Raw genomic sequence first — 20,851 nt, forward strand, 5'->3', positions numbered from 1 at the left:
GGGCATGGCGACCGTCTCCCATGATGAAGCGCTCGCCAACGCCCGCCGCCTGCTGAGCGGCGAACCCGGCGCCGCGCTGGCCCAGGCGCAGGCGATCATCGATGCCGTCCCGACGTCGGCGGCCGCGCACCGCCTCGCCGCCCATGCCCTCCGCGCACTGAACCGCGAGGCGGAAGCCCAGGCAGCGTCGCTCGCCGCCGTCGGCGCAACGATCCACGATGAAGCGATGGTCGATGCCGCGCTCGCGCTCGCCGAGGACCGGCTGCCCGACGCCGAGAGTGCGCTCCGCCAGCGGCTGCGCGAAGATGCGACCGATGTCGCGGCGATCCGTATGCTCGCCGAGGTGGCGGGTCGCATAGGACGCTATGACGATGCCGAAAAGCTGCTGTCGCGCGCGCTGCAGCTTGCGCCGGGTTTCGGCGCCGCGCGTGCCAATCTTGCGACCGTCTATTACAAGCAGAACCGTTTCGCCGACGCCGCCGAGACGCTCGACGCGGTGCTGGGCGACGATCCCGACAACCCCGCCCACGCGAACCTGCGGGCGGCGGCGCTCGGGCGCATCGGCGGCTATGACGAAGCGCTCGCGCTCTATGAAGAGCTGACCCGCCGCTTCCCCGATCATGCCAAGCTGTGGATGAGCTATGGCCATATGCTCAAGACGGTCGGGCGGCAGGACGACAGCGTCGTCGCCTATCGCCGCGCGCTCGCCGCCGACCCGGGGCTCGGCGAAATCTGGTGGAGCCTCGCCAACCTCAAGACGATCCGTTTCGATGCCGGCGACCGCGCCGCGATGGAAGCGGCGCTTGTCGCGGCGGAACCCGACGCCGACGCGCGCGCCGACGACCGGCTGCACCTGCATTTTGCGCTGGGCAAGGCATATGACGACGCCGCCGAACATGAACCGGCCTTTCGCCACTATGCCGCGGGCAACGCGATCCGGTCCGCCCAGCTTGGCTATCGCGCCGCCGAAACGAGCGCCGCGGTCGATACGATCATCGCCGCCTGCACGCCCGAATTCTTTGCCGCGCGCGCCGGTGCGGGCGATCCCGCGCCCGACCCGATCTTCATCCTCGGCATGCCGCGCGCCGGATCGACGCTGATCGAACAGATCCTCGCGAGCCATTCGGCAATCGAAGGCACGATGGAGCTGCCCGACATTCCCGCGCTCGCGCTCGGCCTCGGCCGCGAGACATATGACGACGGCCGCCGCTGGATCGAGGCGCTTGCCGAAACCCCGGCCAAGCAGCTCGCCGAACTGGGCGCGGCGTTCCTCCAGCGCACCGCCGTGCAGCGCAAGACCGACAAGCCCTTCTATATCGACAAGCTCCCGAACAACTGGCTCTACACCGCCTTCATTCGCCTGATCCTGCCCGATGCGAAGATCATCGACGCGCGGCGGCATCCGCTCGACTGCTGTTTTTCGAACTTCCGCCAGCATTATGCGAAGGGCCAGGCGTTCAGTTACGGTCTCGCCGACGTCGGCGGCTATTACCGCGACTATGTCCGGCTGATGGCGCATATCGACGCGGTCCAGCCGGGCCGCGTCCATCGCGTGATCCACGAGGCGCTGCTCGATGACCCCGAGGTCGAAGTCCGCGCGCTTCTCGCCTGGCTGGACCAGCCCTTCGAGGAGGCGTGCATGGCGTTCCACACCAACGCGCGCGCGGTGCGCACGGCGTCGAGCGAACAGGTGCGCAAGCCGATCAACCGCGACGGCGTCGGGCAATGGCAACCCTATGAGAAATGGCTCGATCCGCTGAAACAGGCGCTCGGCCCCGTGCTGGGCGCATATCCGGCCATTCCCGCCGATTTCGGCTGATCGCCACGCGACAAAACGTTGCCTTTGAGCAACAGCGGACGACATTTTCGACCAACGACCGCGGCACCCGGCCAACAATGCTTGCGCTTGCGCCGCCGTGCGTCATGCTCCGTCACATGGCTGTCATGTGAGGGGGATTCCATGCGGAAACTATCGGCAGTATTGACCAAAAGCGGTGCGTTCCTGCTCGGCAGCACGATCCTGTGCACATCGGGAACCGCGCTGGCCCAGCAAAACAACACCGACGACGACCGCGACATCGTCGTCACTGCGTCGAAGCGCGAAGAAAATCTGCAGGACGTGCCGCTGGCGATCACCGCGATCGGGACCGAGCGGCTCGACGAACTGCAGGTCAAGGAATTCCAGGACGTCGTCAAATTCCTGCCGTCGGTGACGATCCAGACGCTCGCGCCGGGGTTCAGCCAGGTCTATTTCCGCGGCGTCGCGTCGGGCGAGAACGCCAACCATTCGACCTCGCTGCCGACCGTTGGCACGTATCTGGACGAAATGCCGATCACGACCATCCAGGGCGCGCTCGACATCCACACCTATGACTTCGCGCGCGTCGAGGCGCTCGCGGGGCCGCAGGGCACGCTGTACGGCGCCAGCTCGATGGCGGGCACGATCAAGCTGATCACCAACAAGCCCGACACCAGCAGCACCTACGGCTCGGTCGGGCTCGAACTCAACAGCGTGACGCGCGGCGGCATCGGCGGGGTTGCCGAGGGCTTTATCAATGCCCGGATCAGCGACCGCGCGGCGCTGCGGCTCGTCGGCTGGTATCGCCATGACGCGGGCTATATCGACAATATCGCGGGAACCCGCGTCTATCCGATCAGCCAGAACACCGACACCGACGGCGACGGCGAGAATGATACGGTCATCAACCTGCCCGGCGACGACATCACCCAGAACAACGCCGATCTGGTCGAGAAGGATTATAACACCGTCGATACCTATGGCGCGCGCCTCGCGCTCGGCATCGAACTCGACGACGACTGGACGATCCGCCCGACGCTGATAGGCCAGATTCAGAAAGCGAATGGCAGCTTTGCGCAGGAACGCTCAAGCGCGGTGACGCGCAGCCTGCAGACGGTGCAATATAACCCCGAACGCAGCGACGACAAATGGATCCAGGCCGCGCTGACGATCGAGGGCAAGATCGGCAATTGGGACCTGACCGTTACCGGCGGCCACCTCCGCCGCAAGACGCTGACCGACAGCGACTATTCGGATTACGCCTATTTCTACGACGCGCTCTTTGGCTCGGCGGTCTATCTTTATGACAATGCTGGCGACCAGATCAGCCCGAACCAATATATCAAGGGCATCGACCGCTATCGCCGGAACTTCGGTGAAATCCGTGTCGCCTCGCCCGCCGACGCGCGCATCCGCTTCATCGGCGGGCTGTTCTATCAGCGCCAGTCGCACAATATCGAACAGCATTATATCATCGATGGCCTGTCGGACGATCTGCAGGTGCCGGGCACCGTCGACAATATCTGGCTGACCAAGCAGCAGCGCGTCGACCGCGACTATGCGGCGTTCGGCGAGCTCAGCTTCGACATCACCGACAAATTGACGCTGACCGGCGGCGGCCGCCTGTACAAGTTCGACAACAGCCTCGTCGGCTTCTTCGGTTACAGCAATCCCGGGTACAGCAGCAATCCGGTCTATGCGTGCCAGGGGCCGGCGGTCGTCGACGGATCGCCCTGCACCAATCTCGACAAAAGGACGAAGAAAACCGACTTCATCCACAAGCTGAACCTGACCTATAAATTCACCGACGATGTGATGATGTATGCGACCTGGTCGCGCGGCTTCCGTCCCGGCGGCATCAACCGGCGCGGCTCGCTGCCGCCTTACGGTTCGGACACGCTCGACAATTATGAACTGGGGTGGAAGACCAGCTTTGGCCCGGTTCGTTTCAACGGCGCGGTGTATCAGCAGGATTGGAAGAATATCCAGCTGTCCTTCCTCGGCGCCAATGGGCTCAGCGAAGTCCGCAACGCCGGCATCGCGCGTATCCGCGGGATCGAGGCCGACGTCAGCTACCGTTCGGGCGGTTTCTCGCTCGGCATGGGCGCGAGCTATAACGACGCGACGATCCGCCGCGATTTCTGCGCCATCGCCAACGCCGATTTCGATTGCACGACCACCGACAACAGCCTGCTCGCGCCGTCGGGCTCGCGCCTGCCGGTCACCGCCAAGTTCAAGGGCAACGCCGTCGCGCGCTATGAATTCCCGATCAGCGGCCTCGATGGCCACGTCCAGTTCGCGGTCAACCATATCGGCAAAAGGCGGTCCGACCTTCGCACGCTTGAAAATGACATCGTCGGCGATTTCAAAGCCTATACGACCGCCGACTTCAGCATTGGCGTGAAGGGCGAAGGTTGGGATGCCGAATTGTTCGCGACGAACCTGTTCGATAGCCGCGGCGTGATCAACAGCGCGGTCCAGTGCGGCGAGACGGTCTGCGGCGACGGCGATGGCCTTACGCCGGGGGGCGGGGTCTTCTATGACAATGTCATCCGCCCGCGCCTGATCGGCATCAAGGTGAGCAAGGACTTCTGAGCGCCCCATCGAGGGGGTGGCGCGATACGCGTCGCGCCACCCCCTCGGCTCTATCCCCCACGCGGGGGATGGACGAACAAACCCCGATCGGACGGTATCGACGCCGGGGTCGATCGCGACCGGGGATAGAGGATGGGAACCGGTTTCGCATGGCAGAAACGATGACCGCAGGCGTCAGGCCCGCCCAAAAGCTCGGTCTTTCGATGTGCGTCGCGCTCGTCATGGGCAATATGATCGGATCTGGGGTGTTCCTCCTCCCCGCCAGCCTTGCCCCCTTTGGCTGGAATGGCGTCGCAGGGTGGGCGATCACGATCGCCGGCGCGCTCGCGCTCGCGGTGGTTCTCGCGCGGCTGACCGTCGCCTTTCCGCAGGCGAGCGGGCCGACCGCCTTCGTCCAGCTCGCCTTCGGGCGCATCCCCAGCTTCATGATCGGCTGGGCCTATTGGGTGTCGGTGTGGACCGCCAATGTGACGCTCGCGGTGGCCGCGGTCAGCTTTCTCAGCCTCTTCGCGCCGGCGCTCGGCCAGCATATGGCGCTCTCGACGCTGGCCCTGATCTGGATCGTCACCGCGATCAACTGGCGCGGTGCGCGCGCCGCGGGCCGTTTCCAGATCGTAACCTTGCTCATCAAGCTGATTCCACTGCTGACGGTGATCGTCCTGATACCGATAGCGTTCGGCGGGGAGACCCCCGTCGTCACGACACCCTTCCCGGCCGAGGGATTGTCGCTGACGGCGGTCAGCGGATCGGCGATCCTCACTTTATGGGCGCTTCTCGGTTTCGAATCGGCGAGCGTCGCGACCGACAAGGTCAAGGATCCGGTCGTCACCATCCCGCGCGCGACGATCATCGGCACGCTGACGACGGGCATCCTCTACCTGATCGTCTGTTCGGCGGTCGCGCTGATGCTGCCGGCGGACGAGGTCGCCACGTCCGACGCGCCATTCGCCTTGTTCGCCGAAACCTATTGGGGTCATGGGCCGGCGCTGTTCATCGCCGCCTTCGCCGCGATCAGCGCGATCGGGGCATTGAACGGCTTCACGCTGATCCAGGCCGAACTGCCGGCAACGCTCGCGCGGCAGGGCCTGTTTCCAGCGTGGTTCGCGCGCACCAACCGCCACGGCACGCCCGTTGCCGCGCTGCTGATCGCGAGCGGCCTCGCGACCGCCTGCGTCGTCCTGAACAGCAACAAATCGACCGCCGAGATGTTCACCTTCATGGCCATCTTGTCGACGTCGGTGACGCTGTGGCTCTACCTGTCGTGCGCCGCCGCGGCGCTGCGGCTGCGCGTCGCGATACCGGTTGCCCTCATCGGCCTCGCCTATTCGGTCTGGACGCTGTGGGGCGCGGGGCTGAACGTCAGCGCGATGAGCCTGATCCTGATGGCCGCGGGGCTGCCGCTATACTGGTGGACGCGCGGCTCGGCGCCAGCCTCAACGCCATCGGGGAGCGAAGAAGCCCCGGTCGCGTAGGATCACCTGCGCCGCATTGTGCCCCGGCGCGCCGGTGACGCCGCCGCCCGGATGCGTGCCGGCGCCGCACATATAGAGGCCCTTGAGCGGCCCGCGATACGCGCCGTTGCCGAGCACCGGCCGCGCCGACCATAGTTGGTCGAGGCTCATATTGCCGTGCATGATGTCGCCGCCGACCAGCCCGAACTTGCGTTCGAGCCCCTTGGGACTGAGGATCTGGCGCCCGACGATCGAGGCGCGGAAGCCCGGCGCATGTGCCTCGACGGTATCGATGATCGTGTCGGCGGCCTTGTCTTCTTCGGCATCCCAATCACGGCCACCCGGCAATTCGGGTGCAAATTGCTGGCAAAACAGGCTCGCGACATGCTGCCCCGGCGGTGCAAGGCTGTCGTCGACGGTCGACGGAATGAGCATTTCGACGATCGGCTTTTTCGACCAGCCATATTGCTTCGCGTCGAGAAACGCCTTGTCCATATAGTCGAGCGTCGGCGCGATGATGATCCCCGACTGGTGATGCTCGCCGGGTTCGGGCAGGCAGGTGAACTTCGGCAGCTCGCTGAGCGCGACATTCATGCGGAAGGTGCCGCTGCCCGCCTTGAACGCCTTGATGCGGCGGCGGAACTCGGGCGCGATATCGCCTTCGTCGAACATCCGTTCGTAAAGCAGCTTGGGCCCGACATTGGCGATCACGCGGTCGGCGGCGATTTCTTCGCCGCTCACCAGCTTGACCCCGACCGCCTTGCCGCCCCCCGCCTCCGCGGGGGCAGGCTCGACGAGCACGCGCGCGACGGGCGCTTCGAGGCTGATCTCGACGCCAAGCTGCGTGCAGACCTTCGCCATCATCTGGGTGATCGCGCCCATGCCGCCGACGCTGTGGCCCCACGCCCCCTTCTTGCCGTTCACTTCGCCAAAGACGTGATGAAGGAGAACGTATGCGCTGCCCGGCGTATCGGGGCTGGCATAGTTTCCGACCACCGCGTCGAAGCCGAAGGCGGCCTTGACCGCTTCGCTTTCGAACCAGCTATCGAGGAAAGTGCGCGCCGACTTGGTGAAAAGTTCGAGCACATCGCGCTGCTGCGACAGGCTGAGCTTGGTCAGGCCGCGCCCCTGCCGCGCCGCGTCGAGCAATGTCTTGAAGCCGTCGCCGACGTTGGGCGGCGATTTGAGCGCGAGATCGCGCAGCACATCGGCCACCCCCTCGAGCATCTCATAATATTCGGGGAGGCGCGCCGCGTCGTGCGCCGAGAAGCGCGCAAATTCCTTCTGCGTGCGTTCCAGCCCGCCGCCGAGCTTCAGATAGCCGCCATCCTCTTGCGGCAGGAAATTGCTGATCGGCCGCTCGATCACGCGATAGCCATGATCGGCGAGCTTCATGTCGGCGATGACTTTGGGCTGGAGCAGGCTGACCGTGTAGCTCGCAACCGAATTGCGGAAGCCCGGCGCGAATTCCTCGGTCACCGCGGCGCCGCCGACGACGTCGCGCGCCTCGACGATGCGCACCTTCAGCCCCGCCTTGGCGAGATAGAAGGCGCAGACGAGGCCGTTGTGGCCGGCGCCGATAATCAGGGCGTCATAGGCTTTGGTCATTGAAACTCTTTCGCAAGCGGGGATTGGACATGCTGGCGGCCGAAGCCGAGGCCGAGGACCCGGCCGGGAATCCGGCGGAGCAGCGGGATGCGGTTGAGCAAGCGGACGGCGAGCGGGGCGCGCGTGATCTCGCCGCGCAGCATTGGTTCGATGATATTCTGATGCGCGAAACGCTGGAGCCCCTGCATCCGCGTCGTCGGTTTCCAGCGGCGCGCCTGTATCCTGGCGAGCAGCGGATCGGGATCGACGCCAGCCGCAAGCGGTGCAGCGAGGATGTTGGCGGCCGCGACGGCGTCCTGCACCGCGAGGTTGATGCCGACGCCGCCGACGGGCGACATCGCGTGTGCGGCATCACCGATCGCGAGCAGGCCGGGACGCGACCAGCGCGTCAGCCGGTCGAGCGCGACCGTGAGCAGTTTGACGTCGTCAAAGCTCTGGATTGCGTCGATCCCGGCGGCGAGAGCGGGAGCGATTTCGACGATCTTGGCGCGGAAGGCGGCGATCCCGCGCGCCTCGATCGGCGCGAAGCCACCTTTTTCGATGATCTGCGCGCACTGCCAATAATCGCCGCGCGGGATCGCGACGACCATGCCGCCCTTGTCGATCGTGCCGAGCGCGACTTCGGACATGTCCATGCCCGCGGGCACCGGGATGCGGAACCACAGCACGTCCATCGGCGCGCCGAGATCTTCGAGCGGTAGCTGCGCAGCATCGCGGAGGACCGAACGGCGGCCGTCGGCGGCGATGACGAGCCGCGCGGGCAGCGTCTCGCCGCTCGCGAGCATCACGCCATCGACGCGGTTCGCGGGGTCATAGGTCAGCCCAGTCGCCTCGGTCGACATGCGGAGGTCGAAGGTCGGATAGCGTCGCCCCTGCCCGGCGATAAAATCGAGCAGGTCCCATTGCGGCATCATCGCGACGAAGCGCGCCGCGACGGGCAAATGCTTCATCGTCGCGATCGTATAGGCTTTGCCGAGCAGGTTGAGCGTCATCGTATCAATCGCGGCGTGCGGTTCCTTGAGCAGCTCTTCGAGCAGCCCGATTTCGTGGAACAGTTCGAGCGTCGAGGGATGCACCGTGTCGCCGCGGAAATCGCGAAGGAAATCGGCATGCTTTTCGAGCACGGTGACGGCGACGCCGGCGCGCGCGAGCAGCAGGCCGGCGACCATGCCGGCGGGGCCGCCGCCGACGATGATGACTGGCGGCGCGAACACTTAGCCCCTCCCCTTCAGGGGAGGGGTTGGGGTGGGGGGGTGCGAGCTTGGCATAAGGCCGATGGCCCCCACCCCCAACCCCTCCCCTGAAGGGGAGGGGCTTCTTTGGCTCCACCCCGGCGGCGGGGCATGGTCCTGCCGCGCTTCGGGGATCAGGTCGCGCATCCGCGAACAGAAATGCTTGAGGCAGACTTCCTTGTCGCTGAGCGGCCCCATGGTGAAGCTCTTCGACTGCATCCCCTGCTGGACGCGCGTGATGAGCAGCGTGTCCTCGGCATTGACCTGCCGGTTGATGCGCCAGTTCAGGTAGCGCGCGGCCTTCATCTCGCGGCGCTCATCGGGGAGCACGTAGGAGATTTCGCGGATCAGACACGTCGTCGGCCCGGTCGGCAGCCACTGCATGAAATCAACCTGGTCGGGATAGATGTCGAAGGCGACATTGGGCCAGAGCTTGAAATAGAGCCAGTGGCGCTGACTTGCCTCGGGCAGGTGCGGGACGGGCGGCAGCAGGCGCTGGTACATGCGTTCGGACCAGTTGACCGACGGGCGGTCGATCAGGTCGCCCCACATGCGGTCGACATTATCCTCGGCCTCGACGCCATAGCTTTTGCCGAACAGGCGCGTCAGGCCGGGGTGCGCGACGGCGATGTGGAGCCCGTCCGAATAATTGTCGCCGACATTCTTCCAGTTCACCTCGCGCGGGCGGAGCGTGACTCGGCCGAGTGCGCCGAGTGCCTCGAAGCGATACGGCGCGACCTGCGCCTCATAGGGCGCCATCATCGAGGCGACCGACGGGCCGCCGTCATCGTCAAGCCGCACAAACCAGAAGCCGCGCCATTGTTCGAGATCGACCGGGACGAGCCCGGCCTTGCCCTTGTCGAGCGTCGGATAGCTCGCCGAATCGGGCACGCCGGTCAACCGACCGTCGAGCTCGTAGGTCCAGGCGTGATAGGGGCAGACGAGCTTTTTCGCGCAGCCGGCCGCGCCGTCGACGAGGCGCGAGCCGCGGTGGCGGCACACGTTGGTGAAGGCGCGCACCACGCGGTCGGTGCCGCGCACGACGATCACGCTTTCGCCGCAATAGTCGATGCTATGCCAGTCGCCGACGTACGGGATGTCGCTGTCGTGGCAGACCACCTGCCAGCTTGGGCGAAAGATGCGCTCCATTTCAGCGGTGTAGAAATCGAGATCGCTATAGGTCCAGGCGGGCAGCGACCAGCCATCGAGCGGGTCCAGATTCGAATCGCGAAGGGGTGCAGTTGCCATGGCTCGTTCCTTGTTGTACAAACGTATAACAGCATGGAACCCGCTCGCCAAGCCTTTACGCGCGAAAGCGCCGATGCCCGCCGGGCCGCGTTGATCGACGCGACTGCGGCATGCCTCGCCGAACATGGGCTGGCGGGAACGAACGTCCGCGCGATCTGTGCGAAGGCAGGGGTGTCGCCGGGGCTGCTGCGCCATTATTTCGGCGGCATCGACGATCTGATCGTCGCGACCTACGAGGCGACGAGTGACCGGATGGATGCGATTTTTGCGGCTGCGGTCGAAGGGGCGGCCCCCGACCCGCGCGCGCGGCTGTCAGCCTATCTGACCGCTAGCTTCCGCCCGCCGGTGACCGATCCCGAACTGCTCGGCGCATGGACCGCGTTCTGGGCGCTCGCGCCCAGCGATGCACGCATGGCGACAATCCACGCGACAAGTTACGCGGGCTATCGCGCCCGGCTTTGCGAATTGCTGTTAGCGTGTGGCGCGGCCGACGCCGAAAAGCTGGCGATCATGCTCACCGCGATGGTCGACGGCCTGTGGCTCGAGCTGTCGCTCGACGCCGAAAGTTTCGGCGCCGAAGCGGCGGTTCAGATGGTGGGGCGCGCGGTCAGCGCGCTCGTTTGACCCTTATTTCGACAAATCGCGCAGCAGGCTGTCCCAATGCGCGAGCGCCGGGGCGATCGCGTCGACGGGCACGCGCTCGTTCAGCCCATGCGCGTAGCTGTCGCTCGCTTTCGAGAAGAGGCCCGCGACGCCATAGCTCGGGACGCCGGCGATGCGGAAATGATAGCTGTCGGTCGCGCCGGCGCTCATCGACGGGATGATCGGCAGCCCTGGTGCGCGCGCATGCACCGCCTTGGTAACCGCCGCCACGACGTCGGGACGCAGCGGCGAGGCGTCGCTGGCGCTCGCGTCGGGATCGGTGTTCACCTTGACCGCCGGGTCGGCGATGATTTTTTCGAGCTCGGCGCGCACCGTTTCGACCGGCACGCCCGGGAAGATGCGGCAATTGATGTTCGCGGTGGCGCGTTGCGGCAGCGCATTCTCGGCATGGCCGCCCTTCACCAGCGTCGGCACGCAAGTCGTCCCGATCTGGCCAACATATTCGGGATCGGCGCGGATCGCCGCGATTGCCTTGGCGTCGGCGGGATTGGCGGCAAAAGCCTTGAGCGCCGCACCGATGTTGCCGCCCACCTGATCGGCAACGATCGGCATGCCGATCTTCGTCAGTTCGTTCTGCTGGGGCGTGAAGCGATAGGCGCCGACCTTGGCGAGCGCGTTCGACAGCTGGACGATCGCATTGCTGCCCGACGGACGCGAGCTGTGTCCGCCGGGGTTGGTCACTTCGAGCGTGAAGTCGGCATAGGTCTTCTCCCCCGCCTGCAGCCCGTAATATTTGGGCTTGCCGTCCTCGCCGATCAGCCCGCCGCCGCCGTCGCCGTTCAAGGCGAATTCGGCGCCCTTATATTTGGCCGCGAGCGCCCGCGTCGTCATCATCGAGGTTTCCTCGTCGCCCGAGAGCAGCAGGATGATCGAACGCTTCGGCTTGAAGCCGTCCTTCTTGAGCTGCGCCATCGTTGCGACCATCATCGAGACGTCGAACTTGTTATCCTCCGACCCGCGCCCGAAAATATAGCCCTCTTCCTCGACGGGCACGAAGGGGTCGCGCGTCCAGTCCTTGGGATCGGCCTCGACGACGTCCATATGGCCGAGCAGCACGATCGGCTTCTGCTTCGTCGTCCCGAGCAGCGTCGCGGCGAAGGTCGCGGTTTCGCCGATCGGTGTGATTTCGATATCGCTGTCGGCATAACCCGCCGCTTTCAGCACGCTCGCGTAATATGCGGCGAGCTTGGGCACCTGGCCGCGGCCCTCGACGGTCGGGATCGCGACGCTGTCCTTCAGTATCTTTTTCGCCGCCTCGGTATCGGCGGGTTTGGCGTGGACGGGCGCGGCGGCGAGCAAGGCGGCGGCGAGGGCGAGCGGGGCGGTAAGGTTGCGCATGGAGGCGGACTATGCCGCGTCCGGGCGCCTTCGCAAGGGGGCATCGAAATGCACTGAAGGAACGCCGTTCACGCAGGCAAGATTTGCGCGAGCACACGGCCGGCAAGACGGGCGGTTGCAAGGAGGCGGGGCAAGTCGTGCCCGCTTCGCGCTTTCGCCGAAAGCCCGGACATCGTCGTGCTGACGACCGGCTGATCCGCGTCAACGTCAATGCCCCTTATCATGCGTCGGTCGAGGCCGCGCGACAGATGCCCGACGGCGGCCGCATCATCGTGATCGGGTCGGTGAACGGCGACCGGATGCCCATGCCCGGCCTGGCATCCTATGCGCTGAGCAAGTCGGCGCTGCAGGGCATGGCGCGCGGGCTGGCGCGCGATTTCGGACCGCGCGGGATCACGATCAATATCGTGCAGCCGGGACCGATCGATACCGACGCCAACCCCGAGGATGGCCCGATGCGCGAGCTGATGCACAGCTTCATGCCGATCAAGCGTCATGGCCGGCCCGAAGAGGTCGCGGGCATGGTGGCCTGGCTGGCTGGCGCAGAAGCGGGCTTCGTCACCGGCGCGATGCATACGATCGACGGCGCGTTCGGCGCCTGATGAATCAGGCACGGGGGCGCGTTCGGCGCCTGATGAATCAGGCGCGGAGGCGCGTTCGGCGCCTGACGGCTATGGTCCGGGAGACGGGTTCGCGCTCGCCCCCCGGCCCTTCGGCGCGAGCGTCTTAGGCTTGTAGCGGCAGAGATCGTCGACCGGGCAGCGCCAGCATTCGGGCGTGCGCGCCTTGCAGATATAGCGGCCGTGAAGGATCAGCCAGTGATGCGCGCCGACGCGGAACGGCGCGGGCGTATTTTTCTCGAGGCTCTTTTCGACCGTGAGCACCGTCTTGCCCGGCGCGAGCCCGGTGCGATTGCCGACGCGGAAGATATGCGTATCGACCGCGAAGGTCTCGGCGCCGAAAGCGCAGTTCATCACGACATTGGCGGTCTTGCGGCCGACCCCCGGCAGTTCGACGAGCGTGTCGCGATCGGCGGGCACGTCGCCGCCGAAATCGCGGACCAGGATTTCGGACAGCGCGATGACATTTTTCGCCTTGCCGTTAAACAGACCGATTGTCTTGATGTGCTGCTTCAGGCCCTCTTCACCGAGGTCGACCATTTGCTGCGGCGTCTTCACGTCCTGAAAGAGCAGCCGCGTCGCCTTGTTGACGCCGACGTCGGTTGCCTGCGCCGAGAGCACGACGGCAACGAGCAACTGATAGGTGTTGCCGAATTGCAGTTCGGTCTCGGGACTCGGATTGAGTTCCGCGAGCCTCCGGTAGAATTCGAAGATATCGGCCTTCGTCATTGGATCAAGAAAGCCCCAGCACCTGCGGCATCGTATAGCGATCGGGCTTCTGACGGATCAGCCACAGCGCCGCGCGCACGGCACCGCGCGCAAAGATCATGCGGTTTTCGGCGCGGTGCGACAGGGTGATCATTTCCTCGGGGCCTGCGAAGATCACGTCATGGTCGCCCGCGACGGTGCCGCCACGCAGGCTCGCGAAGCCGATCTTGCCATGACCGCGCGCGCCGGTGAGGCCGTCACGGCCGCGTTCCGAGCAGGTGTCGAGACTGATCCCGCGCCCCTCGGCGGCGGCCTGTCCAAGTAGCAGCGCAGTCCCGCTGGGCGCATCGACCTTCGCCCGGTGATGCATTTCGACGACTTCGATGTCCCAGTCGGCATCGAGCCGCGTCGCCGCCTCGCGCACCAGATGTGCAAGCAGGGTGACGCCGAGCGACGTATTGCCGGTCTGGAGCACCGCGATATCCTTCGCCGCATTGTCGATCAGATAATGGTGGCGCTCCTCGAGCCCGGTGGTGCCGATGACGATCGGGGTCTTTGCGGCGATGCACGCGTCGAGTGTTGCCTCGAGCGCGGCGGGGGATGAGAAATCGACGAGCACGTCGCTTTCGCTTGCCAGTTGGACGATGTTGCCGCCCTTGTCAGCGCCGCGATGCTGCTGCCCCGCCTCGGCGATCGCTGCGGCCAGCGCGACGCCCATCCGACCTTCGCTGCCGATAATGCCGATGCTGGTCATGACCCCAATTCCCTGTTCGCCCTGACCCCGGATCCAGTCCGGGGGAAGGGCCGTCCTTGCTAAACCGCCGCTTTGAAGGAAGAACGGTTCTTCGACAAGCTCAGGACGAACAGAGTTAGTGTGCCCCCGATCCAGAATATGGAACAGCACCGCGTCGAGGATGTCGCGACCCCCGAGGCGTTCGCGCGCGATCCCGACCTGCCAGCAAGGCACGATCGACGATTGCCGGATCATCGAAACGCTGGGCCCGACAGACGTGGCCTGAGGTGGCCGGTTCCGGACGGTCAGCTTTTAGCGGCGTAGAAAGCGATCGCCAGCGCAGTTCATAGGGCTTCTCGGAATCGGTGAGGAAGAAATCGCCGGCCCGCACGTCGCTCGCTTGCCACGCCCCGCCGGGGTCGCGCTCCTCGACCCGCGCCTCGCCCGCCAGTATCCAGACAAGCAGCGGTTCGGCCACCGCCGGCACCACGAAACTCTCCTCGACTGCCGGGCGCACGAAGACCTGGGCAATGATATCCCGCGGCGCACGCACAGCGCCGTCGACGATCAGACGTCCCCGGATATGGCGTTCGAGCCTTTCGGCCGAAGTCTTGTCGGTCATCCTTCCTCCCGCGCCGGTCGCACCAGATTATGTGGGCCCGCTTATAAAGTCAGGTGATTTTGTCGCGATTATCCAGCAGCCGCGGGCCGCTTACCTCTCTTCGCACAGGACCGGCGGAGTGCCGACGAAAGATGGAGGCCGACATGGCAAACAGAATCTGGTTCATCACCGGCATTTCGCGAGGATTGGCTTTGCGCTGGCCAAGGCCGCGCTCGCCCGCGGCAATCAGGTCATCGGGACGACCCGCGACGGCAGCGCGCCCGAATGCCTGCCCGCCGACCGGCTCGCGGTGCTCGCGCTCGACGTCACCGATCTCGACGCGGCGGCGCCCGTCGTCCTTGCCGCGCATGCGCTGCACGGCCGGCTCGACGTGATCGTCAACCATGCCGGCTAACCAATACGGACGCCGAGAGCGTGGCGAGCGGGCCGCATATCGCCGAAAGATCCGCACGAGGGGGGTTCAGCGCTCTCCATCCAGGTGGTCAATAGTCCATCGCCAATCTGACCGTTACTTGACGGGGCTGGACATAGACAAAGGCGTTATCGCCCGCCACTTCCCATCCATAGGCGCCCAACAGGTTCGTGGCCTGAATGCGAAAAAGGGCGGCCGATCGACCCACCGCGAACCGGTAGCGCAGCCCGATATTGAGCGTCGTATAGGGTGCGACGCGAACGCGATTGAGCGCGTCCGCTGTGTTCCGTCCGACGTGCTCGACGGTGGCATCGATCGATGTGGGGGACGACGGCGGGCGCCAATCCACGCTGGCGACGAGCTTGCGCGATGGCACGTCGATCGGTCGACGGCCGATCGCACCGGACGTAATCTCGTCGCCCGAGACGCGGGCCCTGACAAGCGATCCGCCTGCAACGACCGTCAGTCCGGGCGCGGGCGAACCGCTCAGCGACGCCTCGATCCCTGCGTGCCGCACCACGCCCAATTGCCGGAAGACATTGCTGCCATCGACGCCGTAATAGGGTCGCTTGATATCGAACGCGCCTGCGATCAGCGTCATTCCGGCGGCACGCACTTTCACGCCGGCATCGACCTGCCGCGTCCGGATCGCAGGCGGCGCCTCATCGCGGTTCACTGCGGTTTCCGGCGCCACATCGCTCTCCTCGAGCCCGCGGGTGAAAGAAGCATAGAGCGACACTGCCGGCGTCAGATCGATCATCGCGGTCGCGTTGAGCAGCCACGGATTGTCGCGCGATTCAGGCGCAGGTCCGCTCGGGGTGGTCACCTGTTTGCGGTAGTTCACCTTTTGCGCGCCGACGCTGAATTGCCCGAGGCCGCTTACTCGCACCTGATAATCCAGCCCGAGCGCCCATTGGCGGACACGGTCACTGGACTGGGCAGAGAAAGCGAGGTCCGGCCTCGCGACATAATCGGCCTCTCCGAACGGCGCGGCGCCGAGCGATTGCCGGATCGAGCCGCCGTACCGGCGATCCTGCGCGCGCCCACGCCCCACCAACTGCAGCCGATGTTCAAAAGAACCCGTCGAAAACGCGCGCGCGATACCCAGTTCGCCGCTGGTCGAAACACCGGTCCGCCCCGGATAGGCGCTGACTATGCGATCCGCCGGTGTCCCCAAGGGTGCGGCGCGCAGGAAGATGTTGTGCCCCTCCCGCACCTCGTTGTCAGATCTGAACAGCCCGGCCCGGACCGCAAAGCCGGCAATGCTGGTGCGTCCCAGCGCGCCGAAGGTGAAGCGCTCGGTCTCGACATCTGCCCAAGGCTGACCCAGAAACCGCCGGCGCGCGAGGCGGGCCGGCGTCTCCAGACCATTGCCGAGGATGATCGGATAGATGTCCTCATCTGCGATCCGCGTGCGGCTGGCGAAGAATTTTGCGTCCGTCCCCGGCGCAGGCCGCCAGTGCAGGATAGCGGCGAGGTTCGTGATGTCGGCATTGTTGCCGGACGGATATTCGCTCCGGCTGAAACTCGCCCCGGCCCCGACGCTCAACGCGCCGCTGATCGGCAATGCGGCGTCGAACTCGACCATTGCGCCGCCCCAGCTGTTGGCCTGGAACACGCCGCTCAACACCGCTTCCTCGCCCGGGGTGCGCAAACGGTAATCGACCACGCCCGATGGTGCCGGGAATGCATAACCGGCCGCAGAAGGTCCGACGCGAATCCGGTTGCCTTCGACGAGGCGGGTCGAGAACTCGCCCTGGCGGTCGAAATACAGACCTTCCAGCCGGACATTGCCTGCGTCGATCGGCGAGAAACCGCGCACGGCGTTCGGGTTATATATACCGAGCACCTCCCCGCCGTCGTTGGAACCGAACGCGTCCTCGGCATCCGCGATCGCATTGTCGTCGGATCGCTGGGCGAAGGCGGACGAGCCGACCGGTGCGGCAGCAAGCGATGCGGCGGCCATGGCGGCGATTGTTGTGAAGCGTGACATTCGCTTATGCTCCCATGATGAAAGCCTCTTGACTTCATACATAGGTCGCCCTGATCATGTGCGCATGTCGCACAGCTCATACGATCTGCCGCCGCTCGATGGCCTTACCGCGATGCTCGCGGCGGCGGAGGAAGGGTCGTTCAGCGCGGCGGCGGCGAAGCTGGGTCTTACACATGGCTCCATCAGCCGCCGGATTGCATCGCTGGAACATTGGCTGGGCGTATCGCTCTTCGAACGGTATGGCCGGGGCGTCCGGCTTACGCCGGCGGGGCTCCGCTTTGCCAATGATACCCGGCAGAGCCTGGGCAGATTGTCGCACAGCGCCGAGCAATGGCGGCCAAGGCGCGGCCGTCAGACCGTCCGGATGTCGGTCGTCCCGTCATTCGCACGGCTCTGGCTCCTGCCTCGCCTCCGTGCCATCGAGCAAAACGATACGCATATCGACCTGTCGCTCGACCATCGCGTGATGGACCTCGATGCGCGGGAAGCCGAGGTCGTGATCCGTTATGGACGCGGCACCTGGGTCGGAGTCGACGCCGAGCCGATCATGACAGAAGCACTCGCGCCGGCGGCATCGCCCGGCCTGCGCAGCCAGATGAGCGCTGCGCCCTCGATCGACGACCTCCTGCAATGGCCCCTGCTTCACGACTCCGATACGTCGCAATGGCGGACTTTCCTGAACGGCGTCGGGATTTCCTACCGGCCGCGATGGCAGGATCGCCGCTTCGAGGATTATGATACCGTCCTCTGTGCCGCAGCGGCGGGGCTCGGCATCGCGCTGCTTCGCCAGCCCCTCGCCAGCGACTGGCTGGCCGCGGGCCGGCTGGTTGCCATAACTTCCGAAGAAATGAAGAATCCCGCCGGCCACTTCGTCTGCGTTCGTGCAGGAGAAACCCGTCAGGCCGTCCTGACCCTGCGCGATCGTATCCTGGCGCTCGCGGTCGAGGAGGCTCCCGTCAAAGGCGCCTGATGGCCGCACCGCGTTCGCAGGAGCGCCGCCGCTCAGTTGCCGAGGTCGTCCGAAAAGCCGGCCTCAAGGCGTTGCCACTGCGCAATCGGACGTCCATCGCTCCGGAAGGGGTGCACGCTTTCATTCTCCCCCCAACCTTGCGGCCAGCCGGGCGGTGACACCTCCTGCTCCTCTTGGCGTCCGTAGACGGTGAGATCCAGCAGCCGGTAACTGTTGTCCATCGCCTCGACTCCGCGGCGCGTCGTCCAATAGGTTTCGAAGACATCGGAGCCTTGGCGCAGGTAGCAGACGAGATACATGCTGCCGACCTCGCGTCCGGCCAGCAGTGTGTCGACCGACGCCGTGACCGAATACCAGGGCATATCCCACCCCATGAAATCGCGGTAACGCACGCTCTCGTCATACGGCCCCTGGCAAAATGTTGCGTAGGTCACGTCGCGGGAGTGCAGATAGCTGAGCTCGCGCACCTGCGATGTGAACCAGCTGCAGCCCTGGCATTGCCTTTCCGCGGGCCTGCCGGCGAACCACATATAATAATAGGCGATAAGCATTCGCCGTCCATCGAACGCGTCCAGCAGCGTCGTAGCCCCCTTCTCACCGACAATCGGGATGCGTCCGTCCACTGCGACCATCGGAAGCCGTCGCCGCGTAGCCGCTATTTCATCGCCTTGGCGCATATGCGCCTTTTCCCGGACCCGGAGGGCGTCCATGTCCGCCTGGAACGTCGCCCGGTCTGCCACCTTCGGCGCGGCAGCTTCATTTTCTGAAAGATGTCCCATCTTGCCCGACTCCAGAGTTCGGGATTCACAACTTATGCCGGGGTGAATGGCCCCGACGGCGGCGAGGCCAGCGTGATCAGATTGCCATCGGGATCGCGCGCCCGCGCCAGCGTCGAATAGTCACCCGGAATGTCGCTGCCGAACGCGATCCCGGCTTTTTCGAGCCGGCGGCGCTCCGCCGCGAGATCTGCAACATAAAGAAAAATCGAGCCCCGGCTGGCGATCTCTTCGCTACTCGACAGCATAAGCCCGCCCTGACCGGACAACTCCCAGTGCAGCAAAGTGGGCATCGGCCGGTAATCGGGCTCGCGGCCGAACAGCTTCGTATACCAGCGCTCGGCCACCGCGAGGTCAGCGGTGAGCAAGGATGGATAAATCTTCTCCAGTTTCATTGAGGCTCTCCCAACTCCCTTGCCTGCGATCAAGGCAAAGCTTTGGAGTAAAATTACCGGCGAGCCATCTTGGTTCCGTGCATGGGCCAGGGAGGACATGTGCATATAGCGCACAGTGAAACTCTGGCCGGTTACGCCTGTCCGCTTTCGGGCAGATATTGAAATACAGACATAGCCCGACCGTTGGGCGTCAGACCCGGGGCAGCGTGACAGCAGGACCGATCAGCCGCCGACGCCGGGCTTGCCCAATCTGCTCCGGTGTTGGCCATATACCGCGTAAAGGCCGAGGCCGATCAGATTCCAGGCCAGACACCATAAGAGGGTTTCGGCCGGCAGGCTGAGGAACAGGTAGAGGCAACCACCAATCGTTCCGAACCCGACCAGCCATACCGCGCGAACGCGAAAGGGCCGGGGCGTATCGGGTGCGCGGCGTCGCAGGACGAGAAGGCAGATACCGACCGCAATGAAGGCGATCAGCGTGCCGGCGTTGGCAAGCGCCGCAACCTTGCCGATCGGGAGTAGCCCCGCGAGAACCGCGACGATCGCCGCCGTGAGCAGCGTGATGCGCGTCGGAGTGCCGCGCCTTGAAATGAGCGCGAGGCGCTGTGGCAGGAAGCCGTCGCGCGCCATCGCGAGGAAAATACGACTTTGCCCGTAGAGGAAGGCGAGCAGGACGGTCGGCAATGCCACGACCGCTGTCGTCGCCACGATTTGCGCAATGCCGCCCTGCCCGATCGAGCGCAGGATGAGCGCCAGCGGTTCGGGGCTGTCGGCGAAGCGCGTGAACGAAATCGCACCAACCGCTGTTGCAGCGACCAGCATATATATGAGCGTGCAAATGGCCATCGACCCGATAATTGCGATCGGCAGGTCGCGCGCGGGACGCTTGGTTTCCTCCGCCGCAGTCGAAATCGCATCGAAGCCGTAAAAGGCGAAAAAGATGATCGCGGCAGCCGCCATCACCCCGCGCTGCACGCCGTCGCTGTCGACCTTTGCGGCATAGCCATAGGGCATGAACGGATCGAGGTGCGCGGCGTCGAAATAGGGCAGCGTGTAACCGACGAAGAGCAGCAGCGTGACGATCTTCACGACGACGAGCACCGAATTGATCCGGGCACTGTCGCGCGTCCCGAGCAGCAACAGGCCCGCGACGACCGCGATAATCGCGACCGCGGGAAGATTGATCAGCCCGCCGAGTTCGGGACCGCGCGTTAGCGCCTCCGGAAACCCGACCCCCATCAAAAGCGGCGACGCATAGCCCGACCAGCCCACCGCGACGGTCGAGACGACGAGCGAATATTCGAGGATCAGGCTCCAGCCGACAATCCACGCGAAAGCCTCGCCGAGACCCGCATAGGAATAGCTGTAGGCGCTGCCCGCCGCGGGCATCATCGACGACAATTCGGCATAGGCGAGCGCGGCGCAGGCGCAAACCGCGCCGGCGATCGCGAAGGACAGCAGCACCGCCGGACCCGCACGGTCGACGCCAACGCCGATCAGGGTCAGGATTCCGGTGCCGATGATCGCGCCGACACCCATCGCCATCAATTGCGGCCACGACAGGCTCGGCGGCAGCGCATCGGCGCTGCGTTCGCCGGACGGCAGAATGGGTTTGCGGCGGGTCCAGTTATTCACAATGCGTCTCCCAAATGTCCGGCCCGATGGTTCGGGTCCGCCGCTCACCCAATC

The 20,851-nt window shown here is 65.3% G+C and carries 17 protein-coding genes and 1 pseudogene; 7 read left to right on the forward strand and 11 right to left on the reverse strand.

Annotation, left to right across the window (positions count from 1 at the left end):
- Nucleotides 1–4 precede the first annotated feature (4 nt).
- The 3 genes from ACREBX_RS13995 (at nucleotide 5) to ACREBX_RS14005 (ending at nucleotide 5,865) form a co-directional block, all read left to right on the forward strand.
- Nucleotides 5–1,819: a sulfotransferase gene (locus ACREBX_RS13995; protein WP_431562358.1), complete on the forward strand. Its 1,815-nt coding sequence runs from the start codon at nucleotides 5–7 to the stop codon at nucleotides 1,817–1,819.
- A gap of 141 nt (nucleotides 1,820–1,960) precedes the next feature.
- Nucleotides 1,961–4,393, forward strand: a complete 2,433-nt coding sequence (locus tag ACREBX_RS14000; RefSeq protein ID WP_431562359.1) for a TonB-dependent receptor — start codon at nucleotides 1,961–1,963, stop codon at nucleotides 4,391–4,393.
- A 149-nt stretch (nucleotides 4,394–4,542) separates the two neighbouring features.
- Entirely contained in the window at nucleotides 4,543–5,865 is a 1,323-nt protein-coding gene (locus ACREBX_RS14005; RefSeq protein WP_431562360.1) for an amino acid permease, read from the forward strand.
- Here ACREBX_RS14005 and ACREBX_RS14010 read toward each other — a convergent pair.
- Genes ACREBX_RS14010 through ACREBX_RS14020 form a run of 3 tightly spaced genes read right to left on the reverse strand, consistent with a single transcriptional unit; the run spans nucleotide 5,827 to nucleotide 9,932 of the window.
- The gene (locus tag ACREBX_RS14010) at nucleotides 5,827–7,452 is read right to left on the reverse strand and encodes a phytoene desaturase family protein (RefSeq protein ID WP_431562361.1); all 1,626 of its coding nucleotides are present in this window, start codon (nucleotides 7,450–7,452) and stop codon (nucleotides 5,827–5,829) included. The genes ACREBX_RS14005 and ACREBX_RS14010 overlap by 39 nt on opposite strands.
- Nucleotides 7,449–8,666 (reverse strand): FAD-dependent oxidoreductase, encoded by a 1,218-nt coding sequence (locus ACREBX_RS14015; protein ID WP_431562362.1) that lies wholly within the window; start codon nucleotides 8,664–8,666, stop codon nucleotides 7,449–7,451. Before ACREBX_RS14015 ends, ACREBX_RS14010 begins: the two co-directional genes overlap by 4 nt.
- Nucleotides 8,667–9,932 (reverse strand): aromatic ring-hydroxylating oxygenase subunit alpha, encoded by a 1,266-nt coding sequence (locus ACREBX_RS14020; RefSeq protein ID WP_431562363.1) that lies wholly within the window; start codon nucleotides 9,930–9,932, stop codon nucleotides 8,667–8,669.
- A gap of 33 nt (nucleotides 9,933–9,965) precedes the next feature.
- Here ACREBX_RS14020 and ACREBX_RS14025 point away from each other — a divergent pair, with 33 nt between their 5' ends.
- Complete coding sequence (locus ACREBX_RS14025; protein ID WP_431562364.1) at nucleotides 9,966–10,556, forward strand: TetR family transcriptional regulator C-terminal domain-containing protein; 591 nt, start codon at nucleotides 9,966–9,968, stop codon at nucleotides 10,554–10,556.
- Nucleotides 10,557–10,559: 3 nt separating this feature from the next.
- On the opposite strand, the gene ACREBX_RS14030 is transcribed toward ACREBX_RS14025, so the two are convergent.
- Nucleotides 10,560–11,933: a M20/M25/M40 family metallo-hydrolase gene (locus ACREBX_RS14030; protein ID WP_431562365.1), complete on the reverse strand. Its 1,374-nt coding sequence runs from the start codon at nucleotides 11,931–11,933 to the stop codon at nucleotides 10,560–10,562.
- A gap of 179 nt (nucleotides 11,934–12,112) precedes the next feature.
- Between ACREBX_RS14030 and ACREBX_RS14035 the strand changes: the two are divergent.
- Nucleotides 12,113–12,535: pseudogene (locus ACREBX_RS14035) on the forward strand (SDR family oxidoreductase); the annotation flags it as partial.
- 69 nt (nucleotides 12,536–12,604) lie between these two features.
- Here ACREBX_RS14035 and nth read toward each other — a convergent pair.
- The 3 genes from nth to ACREBX_RS14050 form a co-directional block, all read right to left on the reverse strand.
- A complete protein-coding gene (nth, locus tag ACREBX_RS14040) occupies nucleotides 12,605–13,282 on the reverse strand; it encodes an endonuclease III (protein WP_431562366.1) in 678 nt (225 codons plus the stop codon).
- A gap of 4 nt (nucleotides 13,283–13,286) precedes the next feature.
- A complete protein-coding gene (dapB, locus tag ACREBX_RS14045) occupies nucleotides 13,287–14,015 on the reverse strand; it encodes a 4-hydroxy-tetrahydrodipicolinate reductase (RefSeq protein WP_431562367.1) in 729 nt (242 codons plus the stop codon).
- Between the two features lie 115 nt (nucleotides 14,016–14,130).
- Complete coding sequence (locus ACREBX_RS14050) at nucleotides 14,131–14,616, reverse strand: hypothetical protein (RefSeq protein ID WP_431562413.1); 486 nt, start codon at nucleotides 14,614–14,616, stop codon at nucleotides 14,131–14,133.
- A 118-nt stretch (nucleotides 14,617–14,734) separates the two neighbouring features.
- On the opposite strand from ACREBX_RS14050, the gene ACREBX_RS14055 reads away from it, so the two are divergent.
- Nucleotides 14,735–15,010, forward strand: coding sequence for an SDR family oxidoreductase (locus ACREBX_RS14055; RefSeq protein WP_431562368.1), 276 nt, complete (start codon nucleotides 14,735–14,737; stop codon nucleotides 15,008–15,010).
- Nucleotides 15,011–15,098: 88 nt separating this feature from the next.
- Here ACREBX_RS14055 and ACREBX_RS14060 read toward each other — a convergent pair whose 3' ends face one another.
- Entirely contained in the window at nucleotides 15,099–16,994 is a 1,896-nt protein-coding gene (locus ACREBX_RS14060; protein WP_431562369.1) for a TonB-dependent receptor domain-containing protein, read from the reverse strand.
- Between ACREBX_RS14060 and ACREBX_RS14065 the strand changes: the two genes are divergently transcribed.
- Nucleotides 16,993–17,991: a LysR substrate-binding domain-containing protein gene (locus ACREBX_RS14065; RefSeq protein WP_431562370.1), complete on the forward strand. Its 999-nt coding sequence runs from the start codon at nucleotides 16,993–16,995 to the stop codon at nucleotides 17,989–17,991. The genes ACREBX_RS14060 and ACREBX_RS14065 overlap by 2 nt on opposite strands.
- A 32-nt stretch (nucleotides 17,992–18,023) precedes the next feature.
- Here ACREBX_RS14065 and ACREBX_RS14070 read toward each other — a convergent pair whose 3' ends face one another.
- The 3 genes from ACREBX_RS14070 to ACREBX_RS14080 all read right to left on the reverse strand — a co-directional run bounded on the left by ACREBX_RS14070 (nucleotide 18,024) and on the right by ACREBX_RS14080 (nucleotide 20,797).
- Nucleotides 18,024–18,770, reverse strand: a complete 747-nt coding sequence (locus tag ACREBX_RS14070) for a DUF899 family protein (RefSeq protein ID WP_431562371.1) — start codon at nucleotides 18,768–18,770, stop codon at nucleotides 18,024–18,026.
- Nucleotides 18,771–18,802: 32 nt separating this feature from the next.
- Nucleotides 18,803–19,162, reverse strand: coding sequence for a VOC family protein (locus ACREBX_RS14075; RefSeq protein WP_431562372.1), 360 nt, complete (start codon nucleotides 19,160–19,162; stop codon nucleotides 18,803–18,805).
- Between the two features lie 222 nt (nucleotides 19,163–19,384).
- The gene (locus ACREBX_RS14080; RefSeq protein WP_431562373.1) at nucleotides 19,385–20,797 is read right to left on the reverse strand and encodes an amino acid permease; all 1,413 of its coding nucleotides are present in this window, start codon (nucleotides 20,795–20,797) and stop codon (nucleotides 19,385–19,387) included.
- Between the last annotated feature and the right edge of the window lie 54 nt (nucleotides 20,798–20,851).

The organism is Sphingopyxis sp., from assembly GCF_050725655.1.
GTDB lineage: Bacteria > Pseudomonadota > Alphaproteobacteria > Sphingomonadales > Sphingomonadaceae > Sphingopyxis.

Excerpts from the sequence above, each read along its gene's own strand:
- dapB (WP_431562367.1), bottom strand. The coding sequence starts at position 14,015 with ATGACCAGCATCGGCATTATCGGCAGCGAAGGTCGGATGGGCGTCGCG.
- ACREBX_RS14070 (WP_431562371.1), bottom strand. The coding sequence starts at position 18,770 with ATGGGACATCTTTCAGAAAATGAAGCTGCCGCGCCGAAGGTGGCAGAC.
- ACREBX_RS14065 (WP_431562370.1), top strand. The coding sequence starts at position 16,993 with ATGGCGGCGATTGTTGTGAAGCGTGACATTCGCTTATGCTCCCATGAT.
- ACREBX_RS14075 (WP_431562372.1), bottom strand. The coding sequence starts at position 19,162 with ATGAAACTGGAGAAGATTTATCCATCCTTGCTCACCGCTGACCTCGCG.
- ACREBX_RS14005 (WP_431562360.1), top strand. The coding sequence starts at position 4,543 with ATGGCAGAAACGATGACCGCAGGCGTCAGGCCCGCCCAAAAGCTCGGT.
- nth (WP_431562366.1), bottom strand. The coding sequence starts at position 13,282 with ATGACGAAGGCCGATATCTTCGAATTCTACCGGAGGCTCGCGGAACTC.
- ACREBX_RS14020 (WP_431562363.1), bottom strand. The coding sequence starts at position 9,932 with ATGGCAACTGCACCCCTTCGCGATTCGAATCTGGACCCGCTCGATGGC.
- ACREBX_RS14030 (WP_431562365.1), bottom strand. The coding sequence starts at position 11,933 with ATGCGCAACCTTACCGCCCCGCTCGCCCTCGCCGCCGCCTTGCTCGCC.
- ACREBX_RS14060 (WP_431562369.1), bottom strand. The coding sequence starts at position 16,994 with ATGGCCGCCGCATCGCTTGCTGCCGCACCGGTCGGCTCGTCCGCCTTC.
- ACREBX_RS14025 (WP_431562364.1), top strand. The coding sequence starts at position 9,966 with ATGGAACCCGCTCGCCAAGCCTTTACGCGCGAAAGCGCCGATGCCCGC.
- ACREBX_RS14010 (WP_431562361.1), bottom strand. The coding sequence starts at position 7,452 with ATGACCAAAGCCTATGACGCCCTGATTATCGGCGCCGGCCACAACGGC.
- ACREBX_RS14000 (WP_431562359.1), top strand. The coding sequence starts at position 1,961 with ATGCGGAAACTATCGGCAGTATTGACCAAAAGCGGTGCGTTCCTGCTC.
- ACREBX_RS13995 (WP_431562358.1), top strand. The coding sequence starts at position 5 with ATGGCGACCGTCTCCCATGATGAAGCGCTCGCCAACGCCCGCCGCCTG.
- ACREBX_RS14050 (WP_431562413.1), bottom strand. The coding sequence starts at position 14,616 with ATGACCGACAAGACTTCGGCCGAAAGGCTCGAACGCCATATCCGGGGA.